At 31.3% G+C, this 25,850-nt stretch carries 21 protein-coding genes; 7 read left to right on the plus strand and 14 right to left on the minus strand.

The window, feature by feature from the left end; genetic code table 11:
• Window positions 1–108: 108 nt before the first annotated feature.
• The 3 genes from KFE69_07955 to KFE69_07965 all read left to right on the plus strand — a co-directional run bounded on the left by KFE69_07955 (window position 109) and on the right by KFE69_07965 (window position 1,673).
• On the plus strand, window positions 109–402 hold the full coding sequence (locus KFE69_07955) for a transposase (GenBank protein UTW41447.1): 294 nt from the start codon (window positions 109–111) through the stop codon (window positions 400–402).
• Window positions 363–1,313: an IS3 family transposase gene (locus KFE69_07960; GenBank protein ID UTW44037.1), complete on the plus strand. Its 951-nt coding sequence runs from the start codon at window positions 363–365 to the stop codon at window positions 1,311–1,313. Before KFE69_07955 ends, KFE69_07960 begins: the two co-directional genes overlap by 40 nt.
• A 90-nt stretch (window positions 1,314–1,403) precedes the next feature.
• Window positions 1,404–1,673 (plus strand): hypothetical protein, encoded by a 270-nt coding sequence (locus KFE69_07965; protein UTW41448.1) that lies wholly within the window; start codon window positions 1,404–1,406, stop codon window positions 1,671–1,673.
• A gap of 28 nt (window positions 1,674–1,701) precedes the next feature.
• Here the strand turns inward: KFE69_07965 and KFE69_07970 are convergent, their stop codons facing one another.
• From KFE69_07970 to KFE69_07980, 3 genes are read right to left on the minus strand one after another with little or no spacing between them, the layout of a single operon-like run.
• The gene (locus KFE69_07970) at window positions 1,702–2,481 is read right to left on the minus strand and encodes a 3-hydroxybutyrate dehydrogenase (protein UTW41449.1); all 780 of its coding nucleotides are present in this window, start codon (window positions 2,479–2,481) and stop codon (window positions 1,702–1,704) included.
• Between the two features lie 58 nt (window positions 2,482–2,539).
• Window positions 2,540–2,932, minus strand: a complete 393-nt coding sequence (gloA, locus tag KFE69_07975; GenBank protein ID UTW41450.1) for a lactoylglutathione lyase — start codon at window positions 2,930–2,932, stop codon at window positions 2,540–2,542.
• A gap of 36 nt (window positions 2,933–2,968) precedes the next feature.
• Entirely contained in the window at window positions 2,969–4,312 is a 1,344-nt protein-coding gene (locus KFE69_07980; protein UTW41451.1) for an amino acid permease, read from the minus strand.
• Between the two features lie 170 nt (window positions 4,313–4,482).
• Here KFE69_07980 and KFE69_07985 point away from each other — a divergent pair, with 170 nt between their 5' ends.
• Entirely contained in the window at window positions 4,483–5,109 is a 627-nt protein-coding gene (locus KFE69_07985; GenBank protein ID UTW41452.1) for an NAD(P)H-dependent oxidoreductase, read from the plus strand.
• A gap of 93 nt (window positions 5,110–5,202) precedes the next feature.
• Here KFE69_07985 and KFE69_07990 read toward each other — a convergent pair whose 3' ends face one another.
• The 5 genes from KFE69_07990 to KFE69_08010 form a co-directional block, all read right to left on the minus strand.
• Window positions 5,203–5,943 (minus strand): BON domain-containing protein, encoded by a 741-nt coding sequence (locus KFE69_07990; protein ID UTW41453.1) that lies wholly within the window; start codon window positions 5,941–5,943, stop codon window positions 5,203–5,205.
• 84 nt (window positions 5,944–6,027) lie between these two features.
• Complete coding sequence (mnmC, locus tag KFE69_07995) at window positions 6,028–7,965, minus strand: bifunctional tRNA (5-methylaminomethyl-2-thiouridine)(34)-methyltransferase MnmD/FAD-dependent 5-carboxymethylaminomethyl-2-thiouridine(34) oxidoreductase MnmC (protein ID UTW41454.1); 1,938 nt, start codon at window positions 7,963–7,965, stop codon at window positions 6,028–6,030.
• Window positions 7,966–8,045: 80 nt separating this feature from the next.
• Complete coding sequence (locus tag KFE69_08000) at window positions 8,046–8,783, minus strand: hypothetical protein (protein UTW41455.1); 738 nt, start codon at window positions 8,781–8,783, stop codon at window positions 8,046–8,048.
• 104 nt (window positions 8,784–8,887) lie between these two features.
• Window positions 8,888–9,655 carry a hypothetical protein gene (locus KFE69_08005; GenBank protein ID UTW41456.1) on the minus strand — a complete coding sequence of 256 codons (768 nt, stop codon included), beginning with the start codon at window positions 9,653–9,655 and terminating at the stop codon, window positions 8,888–8,890.
• Between the two features lie 59 nt (window positions 9,656–9,714).
• A complete protein-coding gene (locus KFE69_08010) occupies window positions 9,715–12,744 on the minus strand; it encodes a glycoside hydrolase family 9 protein (protein ID UTW41457.1) in 3,030 nt (1,009 codons plus the stop codon).
• Window positions 12,745–12,941: 197 nt separating this feature from the next.
• On the opposite strand from KFE69_08010, the gene bla reads away from it, so the two are divergent.
• A complete protein-coding gene (bla, locus tag KFE69_08015; GenBank protein ID UTW41458.1) occupies window positions 12,942–13,832 on the plus strand; it encodes a class A beta-lactamase in 891 nt (296 codons plus the stop codon).
• A gap of 3 nt (window positions 13,833–13,835) precedes the next feature.
• Here the strand turns inward: bla and KFE69_08020 are convergent, their stop codons facing one another.
• The 5 genes from KFE69_08020 to coaBC form a co-directional block, all read right to left on the minus strand.
• Window positions 13,836–14,807: a glycosyl hydrolase 53 family protein gene (locus KFE69_08020; protein UTW41459.1), complete on the minus strand. Its 972-nt coding sequence runs from the start codon at window positions 14,805–14,807 to the stop codon at window positions 13,836–13,838.
• A gap of 238 nt (window positions 14,808–15,045) precedes the next feature.
• Window positions 15,046–16,296 (minus strand): Fic family protein, encoded by a 1,251-nt coding sequence (locus KFE69_08025; protein UTW41460.1) that lies wholly within the window; start codon window positions 16,294–16,296, stop codon window positions 15,046–15,048.
• A 106-nt stretch (window positions 16,297–16,402) separates the two neighbouring features.
• On the minus strand, window positions 16,403–17,377 hold the full coding sequence (locus tag KFE69_08030) for an NADP-dependent oxidoreductase (GenBank protein ID UTW41461.1): 975 nt from the start codon (window positions 17,375–17,377) through the stop codon (window positions 16,403–16,405).
• Between the two features lie 36 nt (window positions 17,378–17,413).
• On the minus strand, window positions 17,414–18,721 hold the full coding sequence (locus KFE69_08035; GenBank protein ID UTW41462.1) for a replication-associated recombination protein A: 1,308 nt from the start codon (window positions 18,719–18,721) through the stop codon (window positions 17,414–17,416).
• A 31-nt stretch (window positions 18,722–18,752) separates the two neighbouring features.
• The gene (gene coaBC / locus KFE69_08040) at window positions 18,753–20,024 is read right to left on the minus strand and encodes a bifunctional phosphopantothenoylcysteine decarboxylase/phosphopantothenate--cysteine ligase CoaBC (GenBank protein UTW41463.1); all 1,272 of its coding nucleotides are present in this window, start codon (window positions 20,022–20,024) and stop codon (window positions 18,753–18,755) included.
• Window positions 20,025–20,198: 174 nt separating this feature from the next.
• Here coaBC and KFE69_08045 point away from each other — a divergent pair, with 174 nt between their 5' ends.
• Together KFE69_08045 and KFE69_08050 are read left to right on the plus strand one after the other, a co-directional pair.
• Window positions 20,199–21,179, plus strand: a complete 981-nt coding sequence (locus tag KFE69_08045) for a hypothetical protein (GenBank protein ID UTW41464.1) — start codon at window positions 20,199–20,201, stop codon at window positions 21,177–21,179.
• 113 nt (window positions 21,180–21,292) lie between these two features.
• A complete protein-coding gene (locus KFE69_08050) occupies window positions 21,293–22,546 on the plus strand; it encodes a hypothetical protein (GenBank protein ID UTW41465.1) in 1,254 nt (417 codons plus the stop codon).
• Window positions 22,547–22,594: 48 nt separating this feature from the next.
• On the opposite strand, the gene KFE69_08055 is transcribed toward KFE69_08050, so the two are convergent.
• Window positions 22,595–25,567 carry a hypothetical protein gene (locus KFE69_08055; protein UTW41466.1) on the minus strand — a complete coding sequence of 991 codons (2,973 nt, stop codon included), beginning with the start codon at window positions 25,565–25,567 and terminating at the stop codon, window positions 22,595–22,597.
• Between the last annotated feature and the right edge of the window lie 283 nt (window positions 25,568–25,850).

Here is a 25,850-nt window from a genome sequence, read left to right on the forward strand (position 1 = left end):
AGCGAACTTAATCATTATCGCTTTCCAGACAAAATGATCTGGTTACCATTAGGTAGACACTTTGTTATGGGATGAATTATCATCTTATCAACAAACCAGGAGAACTTTATGACAACTAGAAAACGTCATTCTTATGATGCTGAATTTAAACGTAATGCAGCATCGTTATATGTTAATGGTAAAAAAAGCTTATCAGAATTAACAAAGCAATTAGGAGTAGCAGAATCTACTTTATACAACTGGGTTAGTGAGTATCGTCAACGAGGAGATGAAAGCTTTAAACCCAAAGAACTCTCGGCACAAGAAAAAGAATTACTTGCGCTTAAAAAGCAATTAGCTGATGTTAGCATGGAGCGTGATATATTAAAAAAGGCGTTAACCATTTTCTCAAAGAAAAAGTAAAAAGAGCCGAGCTTTATGAATTTATTAATTTGTATCGGCGAGATTTCTCAATTGAGAGAATGGCAAAGATTTTTGGTGTTAGTCGTAGCGCTTACTATCAGTACAGTCGTGGTAACTTGTCTAAGAAAGAGATAATAAATAGCCAGTTACGCCCTCTGTTAATCAAAGCATTCATAAACTCAAAGGGAGAATATGGCACAAGGCGGTTACAGCTTTTACTTAGACGACTAGATATCTATGTCGGTCGTAAACGTATTGCTAAGCTAATGAAAGAATTGGGGCTTTATGCTAAAGCAAGAAGAAAGTTTAAGGTAACCACCAATCAAAGTAAAAGACCTTATTATGTTGCACCTAATTTGTTAAAACAAAAATTCATGGTAGAAGCTCCTAATGAGGTATGGGTGAGTGATATCACTTATGTGCCAACTAATGAAGGATGGTTATATGTAGCAACTGTTGTTGACTTATTTTCAAGGAAAGTTGTTGGCTTGGCTATGAGTCAGCGTATTACAGCTGATTTAGTTTTAAGGGCAGTTAATCAAGCAGTTAAAAGGCGACAGCCTGATTCAGGGTTGATATTACACTCTGATAGGGGATCTCAATATACAAGCCGAGTTTATCATCAATTAACTAAAAAGCATCGAATTAGATTAAGCATGAGTAGTACGGTTAACTGCTATGACAATGCTGTAGCTGAAAGTTTTTTCCATACTTTGAAATTAGCAGTTGTACATGATCAGAAATACCAAACTAGGAATCAAGCAATGCGCTGTATCTTTGAATATGTTGAAGTTTTTTATAACCGCCAAAGGATGCACTCAACGTTAAACTATTTATCACCAGAGGAGTTTGAAAGAAATTATTTTAATCAACCACAATATCCCATAGCCAAGTGTCTAGTAAAAGGTTGACAGATCAAAACAATAGAAATTAAAAACCCACAAAACTTTGTAAATTTTTATCAGTTATTTAATCTACTAGAAACAAAACAATGCCCTGATATGATTGAAATGTTTATGTTTCGACAGTATATAGATAGTAAAAAAGATCTCATACCTATAATAAACTTAACCAATCAAAGTCACCTTATAAATAAATCAAGTATAGATAACTTATCAAATAATCCATATATTAATAGTAATAGAGAAGCAGGATATATAGCTATTAGAGAGAAAATTTATAAAGAAATGAAGGAAAGTTCATATGGGCAACCTCCTCAGTTAATGAGCTTTCCAAAACAGGAAGAAGAAAGCTCAGGTCTTGATTATTAATACTTACAAAAGTCTATTTTTTATCTTTCTACTCAATAAACCAACCATGACTTGCAATAATTGACTGCCCCGTCAGTGCATTACTATTAAAACTTCCAAAGAAAATAGCACATTCAGCAATATCTTTTACAGATGTAAACTCACCATCAACTGTATTTTTTAACATCACATCTTTAATAACTTCATCTTCAGTAATAGTTAATTCACTTGCTAATTGAGGAATTTGTTTTTCTACTAATGGGGTTCTAACAAAACCTGGACAAATAACATTAGCACGAACATTGTATTTTGCACCCTCTTTAGCAACGACGCGACATAAGCCAAGTAATCCATGTTTAGCAGTTACATAAGGGGCTTTAAATTCAGAAGCTTCTTTAGAATGGACTGATCCCATATAAATAATACTACCGTTATTATTTTGATACATATACTTCAAACATGCTTTAGTTATTAAAAATGCTCCATCTAAGTGAAGAGATAGCATTAATTTCCATTTTTCATAAGTAAGTTGCTCAATAGGTGAAATATATTGAATACCTGCATTGCTAATTAAGATATCAATATGTTTATATTGATTAATTACTTCTTCAACAGCATTATGAACTTGTTCTTCATTTGTAACATCCATTGCAACTGCATGTGCTTGACCACCAGATGTTTTAATTTCAGATACAACAGTGTTTGCTGTTTTAAAATCTATATCAGCAATAATAACAATAGCCCCTTCTTTAGCATATGCAAATGCAATTTCTTTGCCTATCCCACTAGCAGCACCTGTAATAATAGATACTTTATCCTTCAAACGCATTTTTCTAATTTCCTAAAGTTAATATTGCTAACGTGTTAAATTGAAAAAGAAAAAAACGCTATCTAACCTTTTTCTCAATTAGTTCAATTTGATAACCATTAGGATCTTTGACAAATGCAATAATACTACTACCTCCCTTAACTGGGCCAGCTTCTCTTGTAACAACACCACCTTGATGTTTTATCCTTTCACAGCTTTCATAAACATCATCAACCTCCACACATAAATGGCCAAAGGCATCACCATGATTATACTCTGATTTATCCCAATTATATGTTAATTCAATTGCTGTAACTGAATTAACATCATCTCCATAACCAATAAAAGCTAATGTATAGCGGTACGCTTGATTATCAGTCTTCTTTAACAATTGCATACCGAATATATTTTGATAAAAATCAATTGATTCATCTAAATTATTAACTCTAATCATAATATGTGCTAATCGCATGGTATTTCCTTATTTTTATGGTTTATATATAACTTATTATTTAACTCTTAGCCGATAAATTAGCCAACCAATTACAAGAAAGATTGTAGGGCCTAATATTAACTCTAATTCATAAATAAAAATATCATAGGTTGTTGTTAAACTATGTGGTGGCTGAAAGCTAAAAATAATCCCAAGTGTAGTTGATAAGAAAACTAATATGCCATAGATATATCTGCGCTTACTACTATTTAGTTTAATATATGCAATTACAAGATATAGATAAGGTATAAAATACAATACCGTTGCCATTAAAATTAATGCTTGGTACATCGCATTCACTGTCGGTAAAAAATTAGTTAATAAAACTATAATTGTTACTAAAATCCCCATAAAAATCAGTGCGTTTCTTGGTGCATTATATTTGTTAGTTTTGTGCAACCAGTCTGGCAAAACATCTTTAGGTGTGCATTTAAAAAACATAATTACAGGCGCTAAAAGCCAAATACTAACAGCAGCAAATTCAGCAAAAGTTAATAAAAAGGACATTAATTTTGCAAACCACTCAATATTAAATTCATGACCAACAATATTAAATGCTTGCATTAACCCTGCAGCACTTTCTATATGAGATGGAGATGCAACTAAATTTAATGCAACTGTTCCTAAAATATATAAGCCAAATAAGATAAAAGCTGATAGCATTAGTCCATAATAAAGTGTTTTTTTAGCATCTTTTACTGAGTTAGCAAATGTTGGAATAATCTCAATACCCGCCATAGCAAACATAATAATCGTTAGTGTTGATAGGTTTTCAAAAATACTACCATGCGGTGCTAGGTTAGCTACTGAAAAGTCAGTTGCACTCTTACCACTAATAAAATAAGCGGCAAAGCCTAAAATAATAATTGCAATTGCAGGAATAAACGAACCAACAATACCACCAATATCAACTAAATATTTATTTGCTCGTATACCATAAAAGCTAATAATCGTAATCAACCAAAACGCCCCTAATACCATAAAGGTAATGTAATAATGATTACTAATTAAATTAGGTTTTCCAATAAAATAAGCAAAATTCGTTGCTAAAAAAATTAACACTGCTGGATAATAAAAAATTGTGTTAATCCAGTATAACCAAGCAACCATAAACCCTGCTTGATCACCTAATGCCCTTTTAGTCCAAGCATACATACCACCTTCATCTGGGTGACTCTTTGATAGTTGAACAGCAATAATAACTAAAGGAACAAAAAACACAATCGCACCTAAAATCCAAAAAAATATAGCTGAAGCACCTAAGCCTGCGGCAACTGGTATCCATCGAATACCAAAATTGGCAGTAACAGCCATAATGGTTACATCTTTAAAATCAAGTACTTTGTTGCTTGCTTGCATGGTATATCCAAAATATAAATATTGATTTAAATTACATTGTAAAATTTGAAGTTAGCATAACATAAAGCAGTATCAGTTAATATCAGATGATTTAAGTTTGAGGCTTGACATAATAACTATTTCAACCGTATGATCATTTTTTAATTTGATTTATTTTAAAGGATTATTAAATGAGTTATCTTGATTTATTACATAACCGTTATGCTTGTAAAAAGTTTGATGAAACAAAGATAATCACTCCAGAAGATGAAAATATCATATTAGAGGCTGCTAGACTATCACCTTCTTCTTTTGGGCTTGAGCCATGGAAATTAGTCGTTGTACACAATAAAGAATTAAGAAAAAAATTATTACCAGCATGCTGGAACCAACCTCAGATAACTACTAGTAACTTTCTTGTTGTCATCTTAAGTCGTGCATCTCATAACTTCAGAGGACCAACTGATTATATTAAACAAAAAGTAGCTGCTAAAGGTTTTCCTGATGAAATGCAAGAAGGCTATATTGATGTTATAGGTAACTTTATTATGGGTGTAGAAACCAATGAATGGGCAAAACGCCAATGCTATATTGCACTTTCTAATATGATCAATGCTGCAACATCACTTGGTATTAATAGTTGCCCGCTTGAAGGCTTTGAGCCTGAAAATGTCACTAAAATTTTAGAAAATGAAAAAAATCTTAATCTTGATGATTTTAATGTTTGTGTTTTATGTGCATTTGGCTATAGTGCTATGGAAAAACCACAACAACAATTTAGATCTAATCAAGAAGATGTAATTGAAAAGATTATTTAATAATTACTTTATCGTAGATATTTTTATGGTTTATATATAACTTATTTAAAACAATAATCATTCAAATCAATCACAAACTTTCTCTATTAATGATTACACAGGCCCTGCTGGCCCAATCGCTGTATTACTTTTTGCTTTATTAGCATCCATCGATTGTTCATTAGAAGATAAATCATTATTATCATTAGCAACCGAAGTTTGCTTCATTGAGGAATCACTAGCATACTGATCATCCTTATTTGAAGGTACAATTGAATATGCTTCTATAACTTTATGAACACCAGATACCTGACTCGCTACAGTTGATGCTTCTTTAGCTTCTGATTTTGTTACCGCCCCCATCATATAAACAATGCCTTGTTCAGTAACTACTTTATATTTAAAACTATTTATTCCATTTGCAATTAAGCTTGATATAACAGAAGTTGTAATTAAACTATCTGATGCGTAGGTACCAACACTCACAGACGGACCTACAGTTAATTGATTATAAACAATTTGAACACCAGCTAAATTAGCAATTTTATTTGCTAAAGAAGTTTGAATCGCCTCTGTTGGTACCTGTCCTAGTAATAAAACAATTCTATTAAATACAATAATTTCAACATTGGAATTATTCTTGAGTGCTGGATAGTCTTTTAATAAATCAATTGCATTGATTTTAATTTGCATATCTGATGCTTGTGTTTTAACAGGTACACTATTAGCACCAGCTGCTGTACCAATTGCAGCACCTGAAGCACCCGCAACAACTGCAGGAGCGCAGCCACTAATTGCAGTTAAAGCCACACTACCAATTACTGTTAGAATAATAAATTGAGTCTTATTAAACATATTCACATAAACTACCTTTTAATTGATTTCCGTATTAACTGAATATATAGATTATTCTCTTATGATCAGCCCTGTGAATCAAGTTTATTGTTTTGATTTTAACATCCTTATTAAAAAACGTGCTGGATGAGTTGATTCAATTAAATTATAAGGAAATATACAAGATGAATCAGTTAGTATATTCGTTAAGATTTTTGCACTAATTAAGGATGATGCTAAACCTTTTGAACCAAAGCCGCTGGCAATATACAATCCATCGTTTAACTGAGGTTGATCTAATTGCCACCATGGGGTGCCTTTTGCTAAATGATATTGATATAAACTGTTATATTCTCCATAATCTGGCACTCGCCCTACTAAAGGCATATGATCAGATGTTACACAGCGCATAGATACTCTTGAACTTAAAATATCAACCATGCGCTTATCAATACCAAGCTTATCTAGTAAAGAAAGGTTTAACTGATCATCATGCTCTCTTACTTCTAATGCGTAATCTCCATTATCACGATAAGTTGCACCTAATACATAGAGACCATTAACACAATCTTTTACTATATAACCACCATTAGAAATCATAGTTTGACTATTTAAATCACCTTTTATACAAGTTATTTGTCCAACTGAAGCAAATACAGGTATATCTTTAGTTTGTTCAAAGTGTTTAATTGCGCCATAACCACCAGCAATAATAACTGCATCATATTTATAACTGCTATTTTGTGTTGCAACTTGCCAACTATTATCAATTTTATTTAAATTTACTACATCATGTTTCATCTTTATATCAACGTAATGATCCGCTAATTGTATCCATAACTGACATAATGATTTTGGATAAATTGAAAAACACTTTGGATAATAAAATGCTTTATGATTCATAGCTAAATTTGTTAAGCTCGCTACCTTATTTGAATCAGCTAATTGTATAATATCTGTATTTAATTGACGTTTATTGATTAATTTTTGATACCAGACTTCATCTATTTGTTGAATAACTTCTATTAGACCAGTCTGATTAAATTGAATCTGATCTTTATGCTGATTTAAAAACTGCTCTAAAAGAATAAAGCCTGTACTATGAAACTGATCTGAAGCATTATAATCAAGTGTTAAATAAGGTCTTACCATCCCTACTGGATTACCTGATGCACCTGATGCAATATCATCACTTTTTTCATAAATGCTAGACTTAATCTTTACTTTCGATAACTCATAAGCTAGTGCACATCCAGCTAAACCACCACCAATAATTGCAACATGATTTATTGTTTGTTTTTTCTGTTTTGGCATAAACCAAGGTTTAGTTTTAGGTAAAGGTTTTTTCTCTAGGTTATAACTGCCATAAAGCATTTCGCGTTTAAAGCCAAAGCCTTTATCTTTTAATACACTAAAACCACAAGTTTCTAACCCTTTGCGAACGATACTTGCTGCAGTAAAAGTAGCAAATGTTGTATTATTTTTACTTAATTTAGCAATCTCTTTAAATAACGAGTCTTTCCACATAGATTCATTTTTTGAAGGTGCAAAGCCATCTAAAAACCAAGCATCAACTTTTATATCCATTCGCTTAAATACATCTAAAGCATCACCTAACAATAAAACTAAGGTAATATTATCAGCTATTTGTATTGTGAAGTTACCTTCATAAAGGGTATTTGGATAACCTTTAATTAATTGATTTGATAGTTTATTTAATTGGAGCCAAAGTGATAATGCTTGCTCCAAGTCTTTTTTAGTCAGTGGATATTTTTCTACTGAGTAATAAATTAATTTTGATGTTTTAGCTACTGTTTGTTGCCATAATTTAGCTGTAGCTAGAAAATTTAAACCTGTGCCAAACCCAGTTTCAGCTATTACAAATTGATCATCGCACGCTAGAAAACGCGCTTTTAAAAAGTTATGCTGTATAAATACATATTCAGTTTCTTCTATACCACCTGATTTAGAGAAATAAATATCATCAAATTGTTGCGAAATTGGCTCACCTGATGCTTGCCAATTAATTTTTGCTGGTTTCAAGTTCTACTCATATAAACATAAAAGTTAATTTTGATAAATTATAATATAAATAAGCAATATTGATAAGGTTTTGGGTATATTTAACAGATTACGCAACCATTAGATTCTTTATTACTAGATTGACTAGCTTTTGGTTTTTCAGCTTCAATTGCTTTTATTGTAAAGTGGTGTGGTGGAGATTGTATATTTAAATTTGTAGGGTTTTCATATTTAAATTTGGCTTCAGATATAACTTGTTTTGCTTTATCTACTTCTTCTAATGAAAATGTATCAAGAAACTTTTGGGCCTTATGAACCTCTTCATTATATGAAACAAACATATTTTTATTGCTATCCCATAATTTTAAATTCTCTTTCATTTTATCCATTGGATATACATAGCCATGCTGAGTATCAAAAATATAAGATTTACCTTTTGATTCAAAAGTTAATACGACATGCTGTTGAGACCCATCTTCATTTGCTAATGATAAAATATTGGTATCCAAACCTTTTTCTTTACAGCGGTAATGTGCATCCAAAGCAATACCACCACAGTTTTCTGCCCCAGTTACCTCCATTGCTAATAACCATCTGGCTGTCACATATAAATCACCAACTTCACCAAATTTATTTAATGAGTAAACTTCTTTTAGAGTGCTTTCAACTTTAAGGTGACTATCTGAGTCTTTTTCAGATGTTGAAGAGTAAGGTATTACATCTATTGACTCATCTAGAACGTTATCTAAAGTAGTATTAACTGTACTTTGAATTTTAATATTAGGAGCAAACATTGATTCATAAAAATTTCTTTTTTGAACTTCTTGAGATCTTGGCATCTGTACAACCCATATTAATTATTCTTATAAATGTAATTTTATTAATATATCATAAATTGAAAGAACGAACAAATATTAGTCAAAAATAGCAAAACTTTTAACTACTATGAAATTATGCAGATTGATCCTTTTGATGGTTTTTGATTTTGGTAGCTTTTTTGTTCTGATTTAAATATACCTAACGGTCTTGAAGGTCTAGGCTTTGAAGATAATTCTTTCTTAGCATTTTCCATAATAGCATTATACTTTAATAAATCATTCTGAATATCGTATTTTGCTGTATCAATTTGTTCTAATGAATATGATGTCGATAAAAATGGTTGAGATTTATGCTTTGCAGAATTATACGGAACAAAATGATCTTCATCACTATCCCATAATTTTAGTTTTTCTGTCATTGCATTAAAAGGATAAACATCACCATGCTGAACATCAAAGATATAAGATTTGCCTTTTGATTTAAAAGTTAATACAACATGTTGCTGAGACCCATCTTCATTTGCTAATGATAAAATATTTGTATTCAAACCTTTTTTCTTACAACGATAATGTGCATCTAATGCAATACCACCACAATTTTCTGCTTGAGTCTTTTCAATTGCTAATAACCATCTAGCTGTTGCATATATATCGCCTTCTGAACCAAATTTATTAAAAAAATGAATTTGCTTAACTGTTGCAGCAGCTCGACTATGTTCATACTCTCGATCAAATTGTTCTGTATATGATCGCCTTTTTAAAGTCGATGAATAAGGAATTGCTATAATCGACTCATTTAATACAGATAATAAAATATCTCTAACATCTTCCATGTCTTCTAGTTTAAGAATAGAGTCAATTAAATTATTTATATGAGTTTTACTTCGAGGCATGTTTGCAACCTATGTGACGCCAAATATTATATGTGATTATATTATCACTGATTTAATTATTAGTCAAAATCACATAAATGCTCATTAACTTTAACTTGCAATAATTCATCACTAAATTGAGACCCTTGTGGAAAAGACATCACAAAACCAATATCACCAAAGCTTGAACTTTGTGGAATTGATGCGTTCCATGCTTTAGGTCTAATCGTTAAAGTATTACCTTCTAAACTATACTGACCTCCCCACCCATTTGATAAAGTAGCTTGATCAGGTAAATTTGTTTTTATTGTCCAATTATTTATTTTTGAGTTGGATTGATTGGTTATATTTAATCGAATCGTTGCGCCTGTGGACCATTGATCTTTTTCAATTGATATAGCACAAATGGCACTATCATTATCTGAGTTATTATCATTACTGTTATCATTGGTTTCTCCTGTATTATTGTCTGTTTGGTCATTATTTTGACTATCATCAGTTATATTATCTTGTGAGTCATTACCGGTATTATCATCATTTGAATTTGTACCAGAGTTTGATGACTGGCCATTAATGCTACACAAATGATTAACTGAACCATTAATTAAAGTAACTTCTGATGGCAGAATAAAGCTACCAGAACCTTGATATCCAAAGTTAACAGATTCTTGATTGGATATATTTCGATTATAATTCATTGCTTCAACTAATGTTGATTGACCATTTTGAGTAAAAATAGCGTTCCAACTGTTTACCACCGAGGTAAGATTATTAGCCTGTAATACCCAATCAGTTAATGTTGAACCAGAAAAGTTAGTTAATTTAACTTGAATAACATGACCACCATTCCACTGACTATCAATAGTAAAATCAACATTACACACTACATTAGAATGATTAGTTGTATCACTATCTGAAGTATTATTATTATCTGTATCAGACTGTGTATCATCATTTTGATTCGCATTATCTTCTTGATTTTGGTCATCAGTAGTATCAGATGAGTCTGAAGAACTAGAAGCGTCATCTGTATTAGAATTATCATTATTATCTTCTTGTGAGTTATCATTTGTATTAGTCTCTTGTTCATTTGGTAATAAACCATAAACAAGCTGAGCATTTTCAAAGATAGTAATATGATTAACTTCAACTCGATTATTAGACTGATTAGCTAAATCAATACCAAAAGCTGACCAATCACTTGAAAAATCATGTCCAACATAACCTTCTGGCATCGTGATTCTAAATTGAATTTCACGACGATGCTCACTCTGCCCACCTGGTCTTAATAACCCATGATTACTTGAAGACAAAACTTTTAACTCAACATAATAAATACCTTCAGATTCATTATACGTTCTTAATCCAGGCATGATTGCACTGCCATCTAAATTGTTAATTCGTAATTGAACATCACTTGGATTAACACCACTTTGTATGTCATCTTTTAAATTAACATAATATCGCACTGTTAATTCTTCTGTTGCTCGTGCTGGATAAGCTGTTTTATTTTTAATAAATAATGAGTATTCTCTAAAATCTGCTCCCTGAGCATTAACTTTTGCTTCAACTGAGAACTCTAGACGCTTTTGCTCATCTGTTAGTGTTGGTGGAAAGTTATTTAGTGGCTGGCAACTAGTCATATTAAAGCATGCTTGATACATTCGCGCTAATGCACCTGTAAAGCCTGCATTATAATCCAATGCAACTTCATTTTTGATATAATCATCGCGGTTATCTTGATAACTTCCATCTTGTGAAGGGCCACCAACTAATGCACCATAAAGTGTATGTAAATTATCAACTGGATCGTGATTGATATTATTTGTATAAACACCAGAAGCTCCACGATGGTGAGGACGTAATGGCGGATTATTACCAAAACCGACAACATAGCTTCGACTCTGCTCATTATCACCTAACATATAATTAATTTGTGATTGTGCAAAATTTTCATATTTTGCTGCACTTGAATCATTTGCTTGTTGTAAGTAATCTGCAAAAATAAACGCTAATAAAGATGTGTTAGCACTATAACGTAAAGCCCCCCACTCTGAAAGCCACGCTAAACCTTGTGGTGTTTTATGTAAGCTATCAACCCAATAATCTAACCATTCTTTAGACTTATTAATATAAAATGATTTATTAGATGAGTTGCTGTACATAGCCAATAATATCAATGAACCATAGCTTGCATCATCCCAATTATGTGTCCATCTAAAATTAGCATATTTTAAGTCATCAAAATAAGTTTCTGCTTTTATCAGATAAGTATTATCTGATGTTGCAAGATATAACCATAAAGCACCCCATACTAATTCATCTTGATAACCACTCCATGAATTATAAAACGGTTGAATTAATGGAATACTATCAGAATATTTACCTCGATATTGATCTGCAAAATTATAAAGTGATATTGCATGACCTAAATAGTCTTTAGTTAGTGCATGCTGATAATATAATTGATATTTTTGAGGATTGAGTTGAGCTGCTAATTGAAATAAATGATGCATTGATGCTAAAGCTGCTGCCGTTGCTGCAGTCACATCAGAGCCTGGGTTATTTTCATCAACAATAAATGACTCTCTAATACTTGCTGACCCTGCAAGATGGACAATTTCAGGTGCACCCCAAAATGTATGATCTAAATTACCATCACCAACCCCTGCAACAAATGTTGTATCATTAATATGAGTAGCTACAAAATAATCACCCGCCCATTTCATATTTTCTAATAAATATACAAGCTGATTACTTTTATCATAAGCATCTAAATATTCAATTGCACCTAATGCTAAAAATGAAAATGTTGCAGCCATTGGTAAACCAAATTTACCATGATCACCAGCATCAAAAAAACCGCCAGATAAATCAACATTGATATCATCTCCATCGTTTAAAACAGAACCAGAACGCCAAAATACTCTATTTTTACCTGGCTCACTACCATACTCTGGCAAATTACCTGCTCGTTGCACATCATAAAAATAAATTGATTTTTGTAATGCCTCACCATAATTATATGGCTCACTTTGAACCGTTTGAAATAATGTAGTTCCTATGAATATAGAAAAACCTAAAACTAAATTTAATGTAAAATATTTCATCTATCACCTCCAATATGCAACCTTCCCTTAAATTTAAATATAGTTTAATATATTATTAATTCAATATATTTGATTATTTTTTACTTAATAGCTTTAAATTCAGGTTAAATTAAGCCATATAAAATGATTAAATATTTGACTTACAATGTAATTAGTTTTAAAGTATATAAAACACTTAATATCAAATTTCATTACTTATGAATAAACTAATAAAATTTATTTCTTGTATTATACTTTTTGCTATTCCATTTATATCAACTGCCAATCAAATTAAGCAATTAGCTTTTAAGAAAAAAATGCAACAAATTGAATCTCAATATGGTGGTAGAGTTGGTATTACAGTAATTGATACCTCAGATAACTCAAATTTGAACTACCATGCAAATGATCGATTTGCTTATTGCAGTACATTTAAATTTCTTGTTGTTGGTGCAATATTAAATCAAAATAATAACAATCCAAAATTATTAACGGAGCAAATTCACTATAGCTCTAATGATTTAGTTAATGCTTATTCGCCTTATACAATTGCCAATTTAAAACAAGGTAAACCAAGTATGAGTGTTAAAGCACTTTCACAAGCTGCAATGTATAGTGATACAACTGCAACTAACTTATTAATTAAAAAGCTCGGTGGCAATGATAAGATCATTCAATTTGCACACAGTATTGGTAATATACCATTTAGACTTGATCGTTGGGAGCCAAATATTAATACTGCAATTCCAGGTGATAATAGAGATACATCAACGCCATATGCAATGGCTTATAGTATGCAACAAATAGCACTTGGTAATGTACTCAATCAAATGCAAAAAAATTATTTTCAACAATGGTTAAAATCAAATAATACAGGTGATTATCGTATACGAGCTGCCGTACCAAACAATTGGGTTACAGGCGATAAAACGGGTACTGGTGATTATGGTACAACGAATGATGTTGCAGTGCTTTGGCCACCTAATCATAAACCAATTATTATTAGTATTTATTATACTCAAGATAAAAAAGATGCAAAACCTAATAATAAAGTGATTGAATTAAGTGCTAAAGCTGCAATTGAAAGTTTAGATATAACAGAGATATAAATGCTATTTACAATGAATACTACTTGCCGGTTTTGTTTGTCCTAAATTATCACAAATGCCAAAATAATTATTTGCATCACCATTTGCGCAATTAGAATATCCTTGTTTATCATAAAATGAAAAATACATGCTATCAAAATTGTCTGTTCTACTTTTCCAAGAATTATAATAATCATTCATACTAGAAACATTTTTATCTTGAGTATTTGGATTATTACCACAACTTGGCCATCCCTCCTCAGTTACCATAACTGGTTTACCTAATGTTGTTGATAAATCTGAAACTTGCTGTGGTATTTTCAAAGCAACACTTTGACCACCATCTTTTTCAGGTGAATTTCCCCAAAACGGATAGAAGTTACCACCAATTACATCTGAAGCTGTAATAATTCCATGCGGGTCACTACTATGAAGTCGCTGCCAATCAGGCTGTCTTTGTGCAGTTAAAACAGGGATACTTAACCCTGCACTTTTTAATTGACCTTTTATATTATTCATATCATCTGCAATTCTTTTCTGCATCGCATCTACAGGATGACCTTGCCAATCAAATGCATCTTCATTTCCAACTACAATACCTAAAACAGTTTTTGGGTAAGTTTTTGCTGCATCAACCGCTGCTTTTATTTGAGCCTGCGTCCAATTTGCACCTTGTGAGCCATCAAACTCATAAACCCCTAAATAGATTTTTAGACCTGCATCATCGGCAAGCTTAGTAATATTAATACAATTTTGCCCATTATATGGGCAGTAAGTTGAATAAAATGATTTAATTACACTAAATCCTTGGTTTTTAATTTCAACTAAATCATTTTGTACAGATGATTTCATACTACCTGAATCATTGCTTTTTTGCCAATTAACCCAGCTAGGGTTATGATCAGGTGAGTAATTAATACCTTTAACAAAGGTAGTAGCATAAGACATATTAATACTAAAAATTAGTACTATAGCTATATAAATAAGTCTATTCATAATGGTTATTACCTCATTTAATTAATTTATAACCTGTTTTAAGATAATTCATTAACTAAGTATAGATGATAACTAAATAGCTATTATCAATAAAAAAATTTAATTAAGATTAATGCAAAGAAACAATAAAATTTTACTCTTTTCAATTAAAGCTAAATAATCTCGCATTACTTGATTCTGATTTGGTTTTAAAAAACCTGAAATAATTCAGCGAAATGACTCTTTCAAAAATTAAATACTAGCCATAGGTAGATAATGAGGTAGTATTACTTGTACTAGCCTGCTGATGACTCTGTTGTTGCTGAACTAGCATAAAAGGTGTTTCTGGTATGTCAGTATGACCAATGCTACTAATAACAGTATCCTTATGATCTTCACTATGTGCATTATTTATTTTAGTTGCAATTTCTGCTGATCTTTTATAATAATTATTAACCTGATCACCTAAATGATATATTTCTTCAAAAGAATCACCCCAATTATCTTGTATAATATGCCTTGCTTGAGACTCTACTTTATCTTTGAAAAATGGCTGACTATCTTCATAAGTATCTTCGATTTCTACTCTATTTTCATGACTTTTTAATAACCTTTCTATTGCTAAAACACCATCTCGTCCCTGATAATATTTAATTAAATTATTTACTGATACATTATCTATCCGATTTGGATCAAAAAAAGCAGTTGGCATAAACCCATTTTGCACTAATAATCTCTGCAACAAAATAACTGAAGTTCTCAAGTTTGCATCATAAAATGGATGTGTTAATTCGACACCTTTAACAGTTTTAAAAATTAATTCTAAGCGCTCTGTATCACTCTGACAAAGTGGTAGTTGTGTATTATAAGTATTAATGACTCTATCTAAATTAGCTAATATCTCTTCTTTAGTTAAAGGTGGAATGACATAATATGAATATCCTGGTTTTGATCTACCTAGTTTAAAATCATATTTTTTTGCATGACTATAATATTGATAACATAGTTTATTATAACTTTCTTTTGAGTCTGCTGCTTCTAATTTTTGTTCCAATTGATTTGCTTTTGTGCATATCAATTTTGCTTTATTAGTTTGAATACTTTCTAAATCTACTTCTAAATCAGACTCACAAATTGGCTCAGCTTCATTAATCTCAAAATAAACAGGTGTTGTTCGTATGCCTTGTTTAATATGATTAACTTCATTATCATCTTGTTTTTTATGTCTTAACTGAGCGCTATATAATGGATGCGGATTAACATCTTCTGTAACTTTTTGATGTATTGATGTGACTAAATCAAGTGAAATAGATTTATCATCCCAATTTTCAGTAAATGCATATTCAAGTGCATTTAACCCCGCTGTTACTGAATTAGTTTCCCTTTTTGCATATCCCAAAAAACCATATTCTTCATAGCCAAACCAATATTGTTTATCTACCAATAAACTAAAAGCTAAACCCTTTTCAAATAAATCAACTACACGTTGCATTTCTTGAGTGCAAGGCATATACCAATCCTTAAGTAAAACAATAAAATGTTCAATTATTTTATCAAAGATTATTTGACCATATTAATTAATAAATTATTTCAATTAAATCAGGATGAAATATCGACTAAACCGTTAAAACTATTTTACCTTGAGTCTGTTTTTTATCTAATAAATAATGTGCTTCTTTTGCAGAGGCAAGTGGAAAGTCAGCTGCTATATTAATTTTTAACTTTCCTTCAATAACTAACTTTGCAAGAGTTAATAAATTTGAGCGACTATTTTCAATTAATAATGTTACTGCCTGTTTATGTTGTTTTTTTGCTGCTTCTATGACATCAGAATGTGTAATCGTTGGTACAGTGACCAATAAGCCATTTTGATTTAAAACAGTTAATGATTCAATACCAGTATTACCACCAACTAAATCAATAACAAGATCTATATCATGGATAACTTGATTAAATTTTACTTCTGAATAATCGATTATTTCATCTACTTTTAAAGATTTTAGAAATTGATGATGTTTTTTTGTTGCAGTGGTAATCACATAAGCACCAGCATATTTTGCCAATTGTACTGCAATATGTCCTACCCCTCCAGCACCTGCATGAATTAATACACGCTGACCCTTTTTTAAGTTAATATTATCTTTACGAAATAATGACTGCCATGCTGTTAATCCGGCAATTGGAATTGCTGCAGCATCAATATTAGATAAGCCTTGAGGTTTTAATGCCATATCAGTGGCTTTAACAATACAATACTCACTATAGGCACAAGGGTTTAAATTTCGATCAATAGCGCCAAAAACAATATCTCCTATTTTAAAATCACTAATATCATCACTACATTTAATGACTTTACCACAAACATCAAAACCTAGCCCGGCTGGCAAATTCAAACGCTTTGCAACAAAGCTAGTACCCTCTCTTATTTTTGCATCAATTGGATTAACACCTGCAGCTAATACTTTAATTAATAATTTATTTTGATCATCATCAGATAAATTAACTAAAGGGGTTTCAGATAGTTTCAATACTTCAGGATTACCAAATGCCTCAATTTGAATTCTTTTTGTTAAATGTCCAAGATCTTGCATTATCATTTCCCTTATTTTTATATGGTTTATATATAACTAATCTTTTTTAGTTTGTCTTAATTTTAATAGTTTCTCTTTAATTGATGCTTCTAAGCCTCGACCTACTGGATGATAAAAAATTTCAGCTTTTACCGCTTCTGGGAAATAATGTACACCTTCAACAAAGGCATCTTTATAATCATGCGGATATTGATAGCCTTTATTATAACCCATTTCTTTCATTAACTTTGTTGGCGCATTTCGTAAATACATAGGTACTAAAGGATTATGATGTTTTCTAGCCATTGCTTGTGCTTGTGAAAAAGCTTTATATACCGCATTACTTTTTGGTGCAACTGCCATGTAAATTATTGCTTGAGCTAATGTTAATTCTCCTTCTGGCGAACCCAAACGCTCAACAACTTGCCAAGCATCTAATGCAATCTGTAATGCTCTTGGATCAGCATTACCAATATCTTCTGATGCCATTCTAACTACTCGCCTTGCAATATATAAAGGATCAGCCCCACCTTCTAACATAGCTGAAAACCAAAAAAGCGCAGCATCTGGATCTGAACCTCGAACTGATTTATGCAAAGCAGAGATTAAATCATAAAAATACTCACCCCCTTTATCAAATGTCATGAGACTTTGACCTAAAACCATTTTAATTGACTCAAGATTAATTTTTTTTGTACCATCAACTTCAGGCGCCATCTCTAAAATTGATTCCAACCAATTTAATAATTTTCGTGCATCACCATTACAAGACTCAATTAATAATTTCTGATGTTCATCTGTAAATTCTACATGCTCATTTTTTATGACACCTTCTAAGATGTTTACCAAGTCATTTTCTTCTAATGCTTTTAAAACATGTACTCTAACACGAGATAATAATGCATTATTTAACTCAAAAGATGGATTTTCAGTTGTCGCACCTATAAAAATAAACGTCCCATTTTCTATATGTGGTAAAAAAGCATCTTGTTGTGATTTTGAAAAGCGATGCACTTCATCAACAAATAATACTGTATTTTCTCCAGTTAATTGCCTTGTTTTAGCTCGTTCAACTACTGCACGAATATCTTTTACACCCGATGTTACAGCAGATAATTCTTCAATTTTTGCATCAACTGATTGTGTTAAGATTCTTGCTAACGTTGTTTTACCAGTGCCAGGAGGCCCCCAAAAAATCATTGAATATAATTGAGCTAATTCTATACAGCGTCGTAATGCTTTGCCCTCACCAACTAAATGTGCTTGGCCATAAAAGCTTTCTAAAGAGTCAGGACGCATCCGTGCTGCTAACGGCTGATTCAGTTGATTAGTTTTTTCGCCTGTATCCGATATATTTTCAAACATTAAAACTCTCTAATTCGCTAAAACTATTCTTTTAAAAAACCTGTGCTAAATCTAAACACTCTTGATGCTCTATTAACTTTCTGCTTAAGTCACCCTGATTCGGATTAAAACATACTTCTGTAATTAAATTAACAATATGGTGTGCTAGTTTAGCTTTTGTTGTTGAATCAAATTTATAAACTTTACCGCTTGATGTAATCATACTAACTTGGTTGTATTCACTATGAAAAGGCTCACCTGTCGATTTTATTTCATTTGCTATGATCATATCTAAATTTTTATTGATTAATTTTTCTTTAGCATAAGTTAGAAGATTTTGTGTTTCTGCTGCAAAGCCAATAACTTTTGGTCTTAAATCTTTATCCAATTTACCAACTGAAGCTAGTATATCAACATTTTTAGTTAACTCTAATGCTAATAAATCTTGATCATTTTGTTTCTTGATTTTTTGTTGGCTTGGCTGAATTATTCGATAATCACTAACTGCCGCTGCTCCAATAAATACATCACACTGATTAATATGATCAAATACTGCATGATACATTTCTTCTGCTGTATTAACTTTGATTAAGCATTTAACTTTGGGTTTTGGAATCGATGTTGGTCCACTGATTAATATAACTTCTGCACCTGCTTGTGTTAATACTTCAGCAATTGCATAACCCATTTTTCCAGAACTATGATTACTAATATATCGAACTGGGTCAATTGCTTCTTGTGTTGGACCCGCTGTAATCACAAATTGTTTAGCAACTAACTCAGGGATAATCTGTGACGGCTTTTGACTATTATTCACTATTTCAAAAATTCTCTCAGGTTCAGCCATTCTACCCGTGCCTACATCACCACAAGCTTGTTCACCACTTTCAGGTTGAATAATTTCATAATCTAATGTAATAACCTTTTCTATATTTTCTTGGGTAATTGGTTTATGCCACATAATCTTATTCATTGATGGTGCAATAAACACTTTAGCTTCTGTTGCAAGTATAACTGTTGATAATAGATCATCACAAATGCCATGAGCTAATTTTGCAATACTATTTGCTGTTGCTGGCGCAATAATAATTAAGTTAGCCCACTTTGCTAATTCAATATGTGCCATTGGATTAAAGTCATTTTCATAACATTGATCATAAACTTTATGACCGGTAATGGCATGAAAGGTATTTGGGTGAATAAAGTTTTTTGCATGCTCAGTCATTACAACTTTCACATCATAGCCTGACTGGATAAATAATCTTGCAAGTATAACTGATTTATATGCAGCAATACCGCCTGTAATACCAAGTATAATATTCATTATCTTTTTAAATGTTTTAAATTTACTGATAAGTACTATTATATACTTGCAATTGACTAAGTTATAGATGATTTAGCTAAATACCTTAAGTCTATATAAGATTTACGGTAGTAATTAACCAACAAAAATGCAATACTATATAACCAGACATATATAAAATACAGGGGTTGATTAATGAAGCATCTTTCTAAAGTATTCTTTATATTATCTTTATTTGCATACAACTATAGTTTTGCTAATACAGATAGTGATACAACAAATTGGATGAACCAACTATCTGATAGTACTAAAATTAGTCAATTGGTAATACCTGGTAGTCATGATGCTGGGATGTATTTAACGAAACACTGCACGTTTTTTGTCGCACCTCAATGGACACAAGCTCAAGGTGCTAATATCTATGATCAATTATCTTATGGTTCACGATATTTTGATATCCGTGTTAGTGATGACTTTGATGATCACAGATTGACAACATACCATCGAACTGACGGCATTGGTTGTGATGGTGATTTTTTAGATAATATACTTGATCAAACCACAGAGTACTTACGTCAGCATCCAAGTGAATTTGTCATTTTAAAATTTTCACATACGCGCAGCGATGGAGATTATGATCCTAAAAAAGAAACCCAAGAAGTGATTAATTTATTAAAAGAGAAATACAAACAATATTTATATGTTACAGTTAATAAAGATGTAAATTTATCAAACTTACAACTTGGACAAGTCAGAGGAAAAATTATTGCAGTTTTTGATTCAGAATATAATCATGATAATTTAATTAATCCTAATGAAGGAACGTTTAGCTATAGCGATTATCATCCTGAAACTAAAACAATCAATTCTAATATTTCTGTATATGATGAGTATTCAGATAAATCAGATTATGATCAAATGAAAACAGATCAAACTAGTAAGTTAAAACAATATGGTGGGCTAAACCAAAACTATCTATTTTTACTATCATGGACTCTGACTGGTTCAATCACTCAATTAGATATTAAAAAATTAGCAGATACTGCAAATGGTCATCTAAAAACAGAATTAAATAATTTAATTATTGATCAACATTACCCAAAACCTAATATTGTTTATATTGATTTTATCAATCAAGATTTAGGTAAAACTATAATTCAATATAATGATATCTAACGTTATCCTATATCAAACTTTGTATTATATAAATCAACCATTGATTGATCATAAAAATTTGATTACTTTAGTTATCAACGTAAAAAAATTTAATAAAATATACTGGATGATTTATGCTTAAACGATGCAATTACTTTTTACTACTTCTTCTATTCGTTTTACCTTCATTTTTACTAGCTCAAAAATCTGATCAGATTAAAACATTACCCGGTATTGGTAAGCTTAATCAAATTCAATATGCTGGTTATGCTAAAAATATCTATTACTGGTATATTCAATCGAAAGAAAATAATGATAATACTCCCATTATTATTTGGACTTCTGGCGGACCAGGTACCAGCAGTTTATATGGATTATTTAAAGAAAATGGCCCATATAGCTGTCATTTAAATAAACAAAACCAACCTATTTTCCAAACAGCGACTGATCATGCTGACTGGTCAAAATTTTCTAACTATTTAGTTTTTGATCAACCACTTGGCATTGGCTTGTCATTTACAACAAAGAAAAATTTACCTACCTCACCTAAGTCTGGCAATTTACAATACTATAGTGCAGTTAAAGCTTTTTTTAATAAGCATCCTAATTTGAAAAGTCACGATATCTATCTTGCTGGCGAATCTTATGCTGGAACTTATATGGCTTTATTAGCTAATAGTATTTTAAATGACCCAGCCAATCAATTAAAACTCAAAGGCATTATTATTATCAGTGGTTGGGTTGCCCCTAAAACACAATATAAAAGTATGCCAATGTTTGCGTACAGCCATGGATTAATAGACTTTAAACAACTAAAGCAATCACAAGCTTTATACCAACAATGTGCCGTATGTAACAATCAATCAACTGATTGCAATCAAACTTGCTTAAAGCTTGATGATTATATTACTCAATCAAGTGGTTTAAATTCACATAATATAGCTGATACCAACCAAGACTCTAACTGGCAAAAAGGTGGTTGGGTTAATTGTTTAAACTCTCCAATAACCCGCCAAGCAATTCATGCAAAGCTAAAGCAAACCTATCAACCAATGACTAATATCTGGGATTTATATGGTAGATTACAACTTGACTCAGTCTTACCTATTTATCAAAAACTATTAAAAAATAAGATTAAATTACTTGTTATTTCAGGTTTGAATGATGGTTCTCCTAGTGGATATTGGGGAACCAGACTTTGGCTAACAAACTTAGGTTTGAATGATAAGCAGCTTAATCAAACTAAATGGTATCATAAGAATAAATTATTAGGTTATAAAGTACAATTATCACCAAAGCTATTATGGGTTAAAGTCTTAAATGCAGGACATACTGTGCCAACACAACAACCTTTAATTTCTGAGTTTGTTAGAGATTTTATCATTTAAATACTTAGGTTTTTTATACAACTCTGTATTTTTATCTTTAAAAAAAAGCTATACAGTAGCAGTAAGCTCACTTAGTGAAGTATTTTGCAACTCTTTTTTTAGAAATTTATAAGTGTCATACTTATGTGTATCTGTTACTGTTTTATCAAAAACAGTTTTCCATTGAACATCAGATATACCTAATAAACTTTTAGCACATTTAAAGTAGTCTTCAGCTGCTAGATAAGCATCAGGCATCTTATCAGTTTTTCTAGATCTATACCAACTAGCATGGTGAGACATGGCACGAGCGGCACTACAAAGTACTTTTGGAACATCACTACCATTACTTAATCGTTGCTTGAAATACTCTACCATCTTTAGCTTATGCTCATCTCCAGTTACCTCTTTTGCCTTTTCAAGACCTTTTAAGATAATATCTTTAGAAAGGTTCTGCCAATCTTCTTCTAAAACTCCTCCTCGCTTATCTAAATACTCGACCAGTAAATCTTGTAAAACCTCATGCTCTCTTATTAATCTCCAATCATTTCTAGTAAAATCACCTTTAAATGAAGTAGCAATAATTGCTTTTTGAAGTTTTGAATTATTTTTGATTTTATCCCAATCAGCTTCTGTTACACCACCCGTTTTTTGAACTTGAGATAAAGCTAATTGAAGATCAGCGTTACTACATATATCAGCTATGTTTTGACGAGATAAAGATCTTAAGTTAAACACACTTGACAGCGCAACTTGTAAAACCTTATTTTGAAGAAGCTGATTCCAACTATCGCTATCACAAACTCTAGCTTTAATTAATAATATAATCGCTTTTTGCAAAGTATCATTATTCTTTAATTGTTGCCAATCATCATAAGTTATGTAATTCAGATTAATAACTATATCTTGTAATATTTGATTATCTTTGATCGCTAGCCAATCATTTCTAGTAAAATTATCTTTTTTTGCAAGTAAATATATTGATTGTTGAAGTTCTCTATCATCTCTAATTTTTCTATATTTACTTCTATCAAAATCTCCTTCTAAAGCACACCCAATAATTGTTGCACACAAAGCTGGATTACCTATTACCCTATAACAGTCTTCTATGTTTAAATCTGCATAATTAGATAATATTGATAATGATAACTGTAGTGACTTATTACGATCAGACATTTTCTCACTAACATCATCTAGTGAAATACTTTTATCACTTAAAATAATATCTAAAATATTATTTATTGCATGTGGATTCTTCTTCATCAGCAAACTAAATCCAGTATGTCCACTTGACTCTTTAGTCTGCAATACTTTAAGTAACATCTCAGGTGCTTTTGGATGATCTTTAATTACATCAAGTACAGCTAGTAACATTTTTGGCTTTTTAAATACCAACCATGAAAAACCTGTTTCACTTTTATCATTTGATTTACCTAATGCTGAAATTAAAGCATCTGGTAATTTAGGATCTTTTTCAATCAGATTCCATATTCTTTGAAACTGTTTTGAGTTTTTTTCCAATAATAATGATAATCCTGTATCACCTTTTTTATTACTTGTTACAAGTGATGTAACAAGTGCACTTGATGCTTGAGGGTGTTTTTGAATAATATCTAAAATTCTACTTACCTGATTAGGGTTATATTTCAATAACTGTGAAAATCCTGTATTACCTAACTTAGTTTTTGCTGGCAGTGCAGCGACTAAAGCATCTGAAATTTTTGGATTACTCTCTGTCATATCAAGAATATAATTTAATGCTTTTGGATACTTATCAAGTAACCAATATAACCCAGTTGTTCCTGTTACATGCTTTGCTTGTAATGCAGATATCAATGCATCTGATGCGCCATGGTTATGTTGAATCAATTTTAGGACCGTTCCTAGTAACCTTGGTTTTTTATAAACTAACCAAGAAAACCCTGTATCTCCTTTATTATCTTCTTCTTTTAATATAGCAATTAGCGCATCTGAGCAGCCCTTATGATGTTGTAGTTTGTCAAGTGCATACTCCAACACATTAGAGTTATCTCTTGTTAATTGAGAAAACACCGTTTCGCCATTAGTATTCTTAGTTTTTAAAATTGAAATTAATGCATCAGGCAAATTCTCATTTTTATCTACTATATTTATAGCTTTTATAAATAAACTTGGATAATGATGTAATAGATATGTAAAACCAGTAACTCCTTTTGCATCTGGCATAGTTAATGCCTTAACTAAAGCATCAACCCCTGAGCGTGATCTAGATAATAAATTTAAAAGATCATCAATCTTCTCTGGTGAATATCTACATAAACATAAAAACTGTGTCGTATTTTTTCCTATACCATATATTGGATTACAATCAATTTCTTTATCTAATAAATCGATACATTTTTTTTCGTTTCTCGTACTTATCAATTCAGATAAATAAGATGAGTGTTGATACATCGATTGTAAATAAAAGTGCGTTCTGATTTCTCGAGTAATCACTTGAGAAATATCATCAGATTGGAACCCTATTTGAGACTTCAATGCGCCCATAATTGGACCTAATACATCTGTTGGTATTTCTCTTTTTTGCCCTATTGCATGTCCTAACTTATGACCTCGATTTATGTTCCTTTTAAACATCTCCATGTACTCTTTAGTATACTTTACTGAAAACATATTTTGAGAAGATGACCTATTACGTATTTCTCTAATTTTTCCATCAGATCCTTTCCAAAGCCCTCCCCCTAAAATAAGCCCATTAACACCCCCTTTATCACCTAGGCCTAGCTTATTTAAAGCCTGCATATGGGCATCACCTGTGTTTGCTCCTAGAGGCTGAATTGAATCAATATGCATGTCAAATTTCATACCATGCTTATCTAATCTTACTTTCCCATCATCTCTATTAAATGCTGGAAGCATATGGATGTTACCATTTGTCATATCAACTAAAAATATATAGCCTTGATCGTCAGCACCTCGTTCATATGCATCCAATGAAGCAGCTGTTAGCTGAAATTTAACAGGTATAGATTTAATATGAGGCAAAGTATACGCTTTTGGCATAATAGCAACTCCCTATCTTATTTACTTCTTAAAACAAACTTTGACATATACTTAGAAGAGGTAAATTCTTAGATAACAGATGCAACCCACCTTTCAATTTAAAGCATATAATCTATTTATTAATTCTAAATTATTATTCTTATAATCAAACATTGAATAAAGATAAAAAAATAACAATTATTTCAGTAGTAAATTAAATATAAAATAGTTATATGACTTACGCATTGATGATGGTGAAATTTTGGTAGTAGCGACTCCATTGATGGTGCAAATTCTTTCACAA

This window comes from bacterium SCSIO 12844, assembly GCA_024397935.1.
Lineage (GTDB): Bacteria > Pseudomonadota > Gammaproteobacteria > Francisellales > Francisellaceae > M0027.

Bases quoted from the DNA above. Each gene is read 5' to 3' on its own strand.
- KFE69_08055 (UTW41466.1), bottom strand. From the start codon at position 25,567: ATGCCAAAAGCGTATACTTTGCCTCATATTAAATCTATACCTGTTAAA.
- KFE69_08045 (UTW41464.1), top strand. From the start codon at position 20,199: ATGAAGCATCTTTCTAAAGTATTCTTTATATTATCTTTATTTGCATAC.
- KFE69_08005 (UTW41456.1), bottom strand. From the start codon at position 9,655: ATGCCTCGAAGTAAAACTCATATAAATAATTTAATTGACTCTATTCTT.
- KFE69_07965 (UTW41448.1), top strand. From the start codon at position 1,404: ATGATTGAAATGTTTATGTTTCGACAGTATATAGATAGTAAAAAAGAT.
- KFE69_08000 (UTW41455.1), bottom strand. From the start codon at position 8,783: ATGCCAAGATCTCAAGAAGTTCAAAAAAGAAATTTTTATGAATCAATG.
- KFE69_08025 (UTW41460.1), bottom strand. From the start codon at position 16,296: ATGCCTTGCACTCAAGAAATGCAACGTGTAGTTGATTTATTTGAAAAG.
- KFE69_07970 (UTW41449.1), bottom strand. From the start codon at position 2,481: ATGCGTTTGAAGGATAAAGTATCTATTATTACAGGTGCTGCTAGTGGG.
- KFE69_08030 (UTW41461.1), bottom strand. From the start codon at position 17,377: ATGCAAGATCTTGGACATTTAACAAAAAGAATTCAAATTGAGGCATTT.
- KFE69_08010 (UTW41457.1), bottom strand. From the start codon at position 12,744: ATGAAATATTTTACATTAAATTTAGTTTTAGGTTTTTCTATATTCATA.
- KFE69_08035 (UTW41462.1), bottom strand. From the start codon at position 18,721: ATGTTTGAAAATATATCGGATACAGGCGAAAAAACTAATCAACTGAAT.
- KFE69_07990 (UTW41453.1), bottom strand. From the start codon at position 5,943: ATGTTTAATAAGACTCAATTTATTATTCTAACAGTAATTGGTAGTGTG.
- KFE69_07980 (UTW41451.1), bottom strand. From the start codon at position 4,312: ATGCAAGCAAGCAACAAAGTACTTGATTTTAAAGATGTAACCATTATG.
- KFE69_07985 (UTW41452.1), top strand. From the start codon at position 4,483: ATGAGTTATCTTGATTTATTACATAACCGTTATGCTTGTAAAAAGTTT.
- coaBC (UTW41463.1), bottom strand. From the start codon at position 20,024: ATGAATATTATACTTGGTATTACAGGCGGTATTGCTGCATATAAATCA.
- KFE69_08020 (UTW41459.1), bottom strand. From the start codon at position 14,807: ATGAATAGACTTATTTATATAGCTATAGTACTAATTTTTAGTATTAAT.
- KFE69_08050 (UTW41465.1), top strand. From the start codon at position 21,293: ATGCTTAAACGATGCAATTACTTTTTACTACTTCTTCTATTCGTTTTA.
- gloA (UTW41450.1), bottom strand. From the start codon at position 2,932: ATGCGATTAGCACATATTATGATTAGAGTTAATAATTTAGATGAATCA.
- bla (UTW41458.1), top strand. From the start codon at position 12,942: ATGAATAAACTAATAAAATTTATTTCTTGTATTATACTTTTTGCTATT.
- KFE69_07955 (UTW41447.1), top strand. From the start codon at position 109: ATGACAACTAGAAAACGTCATTCTTATGATGCTGAATTTAAACGTAAT.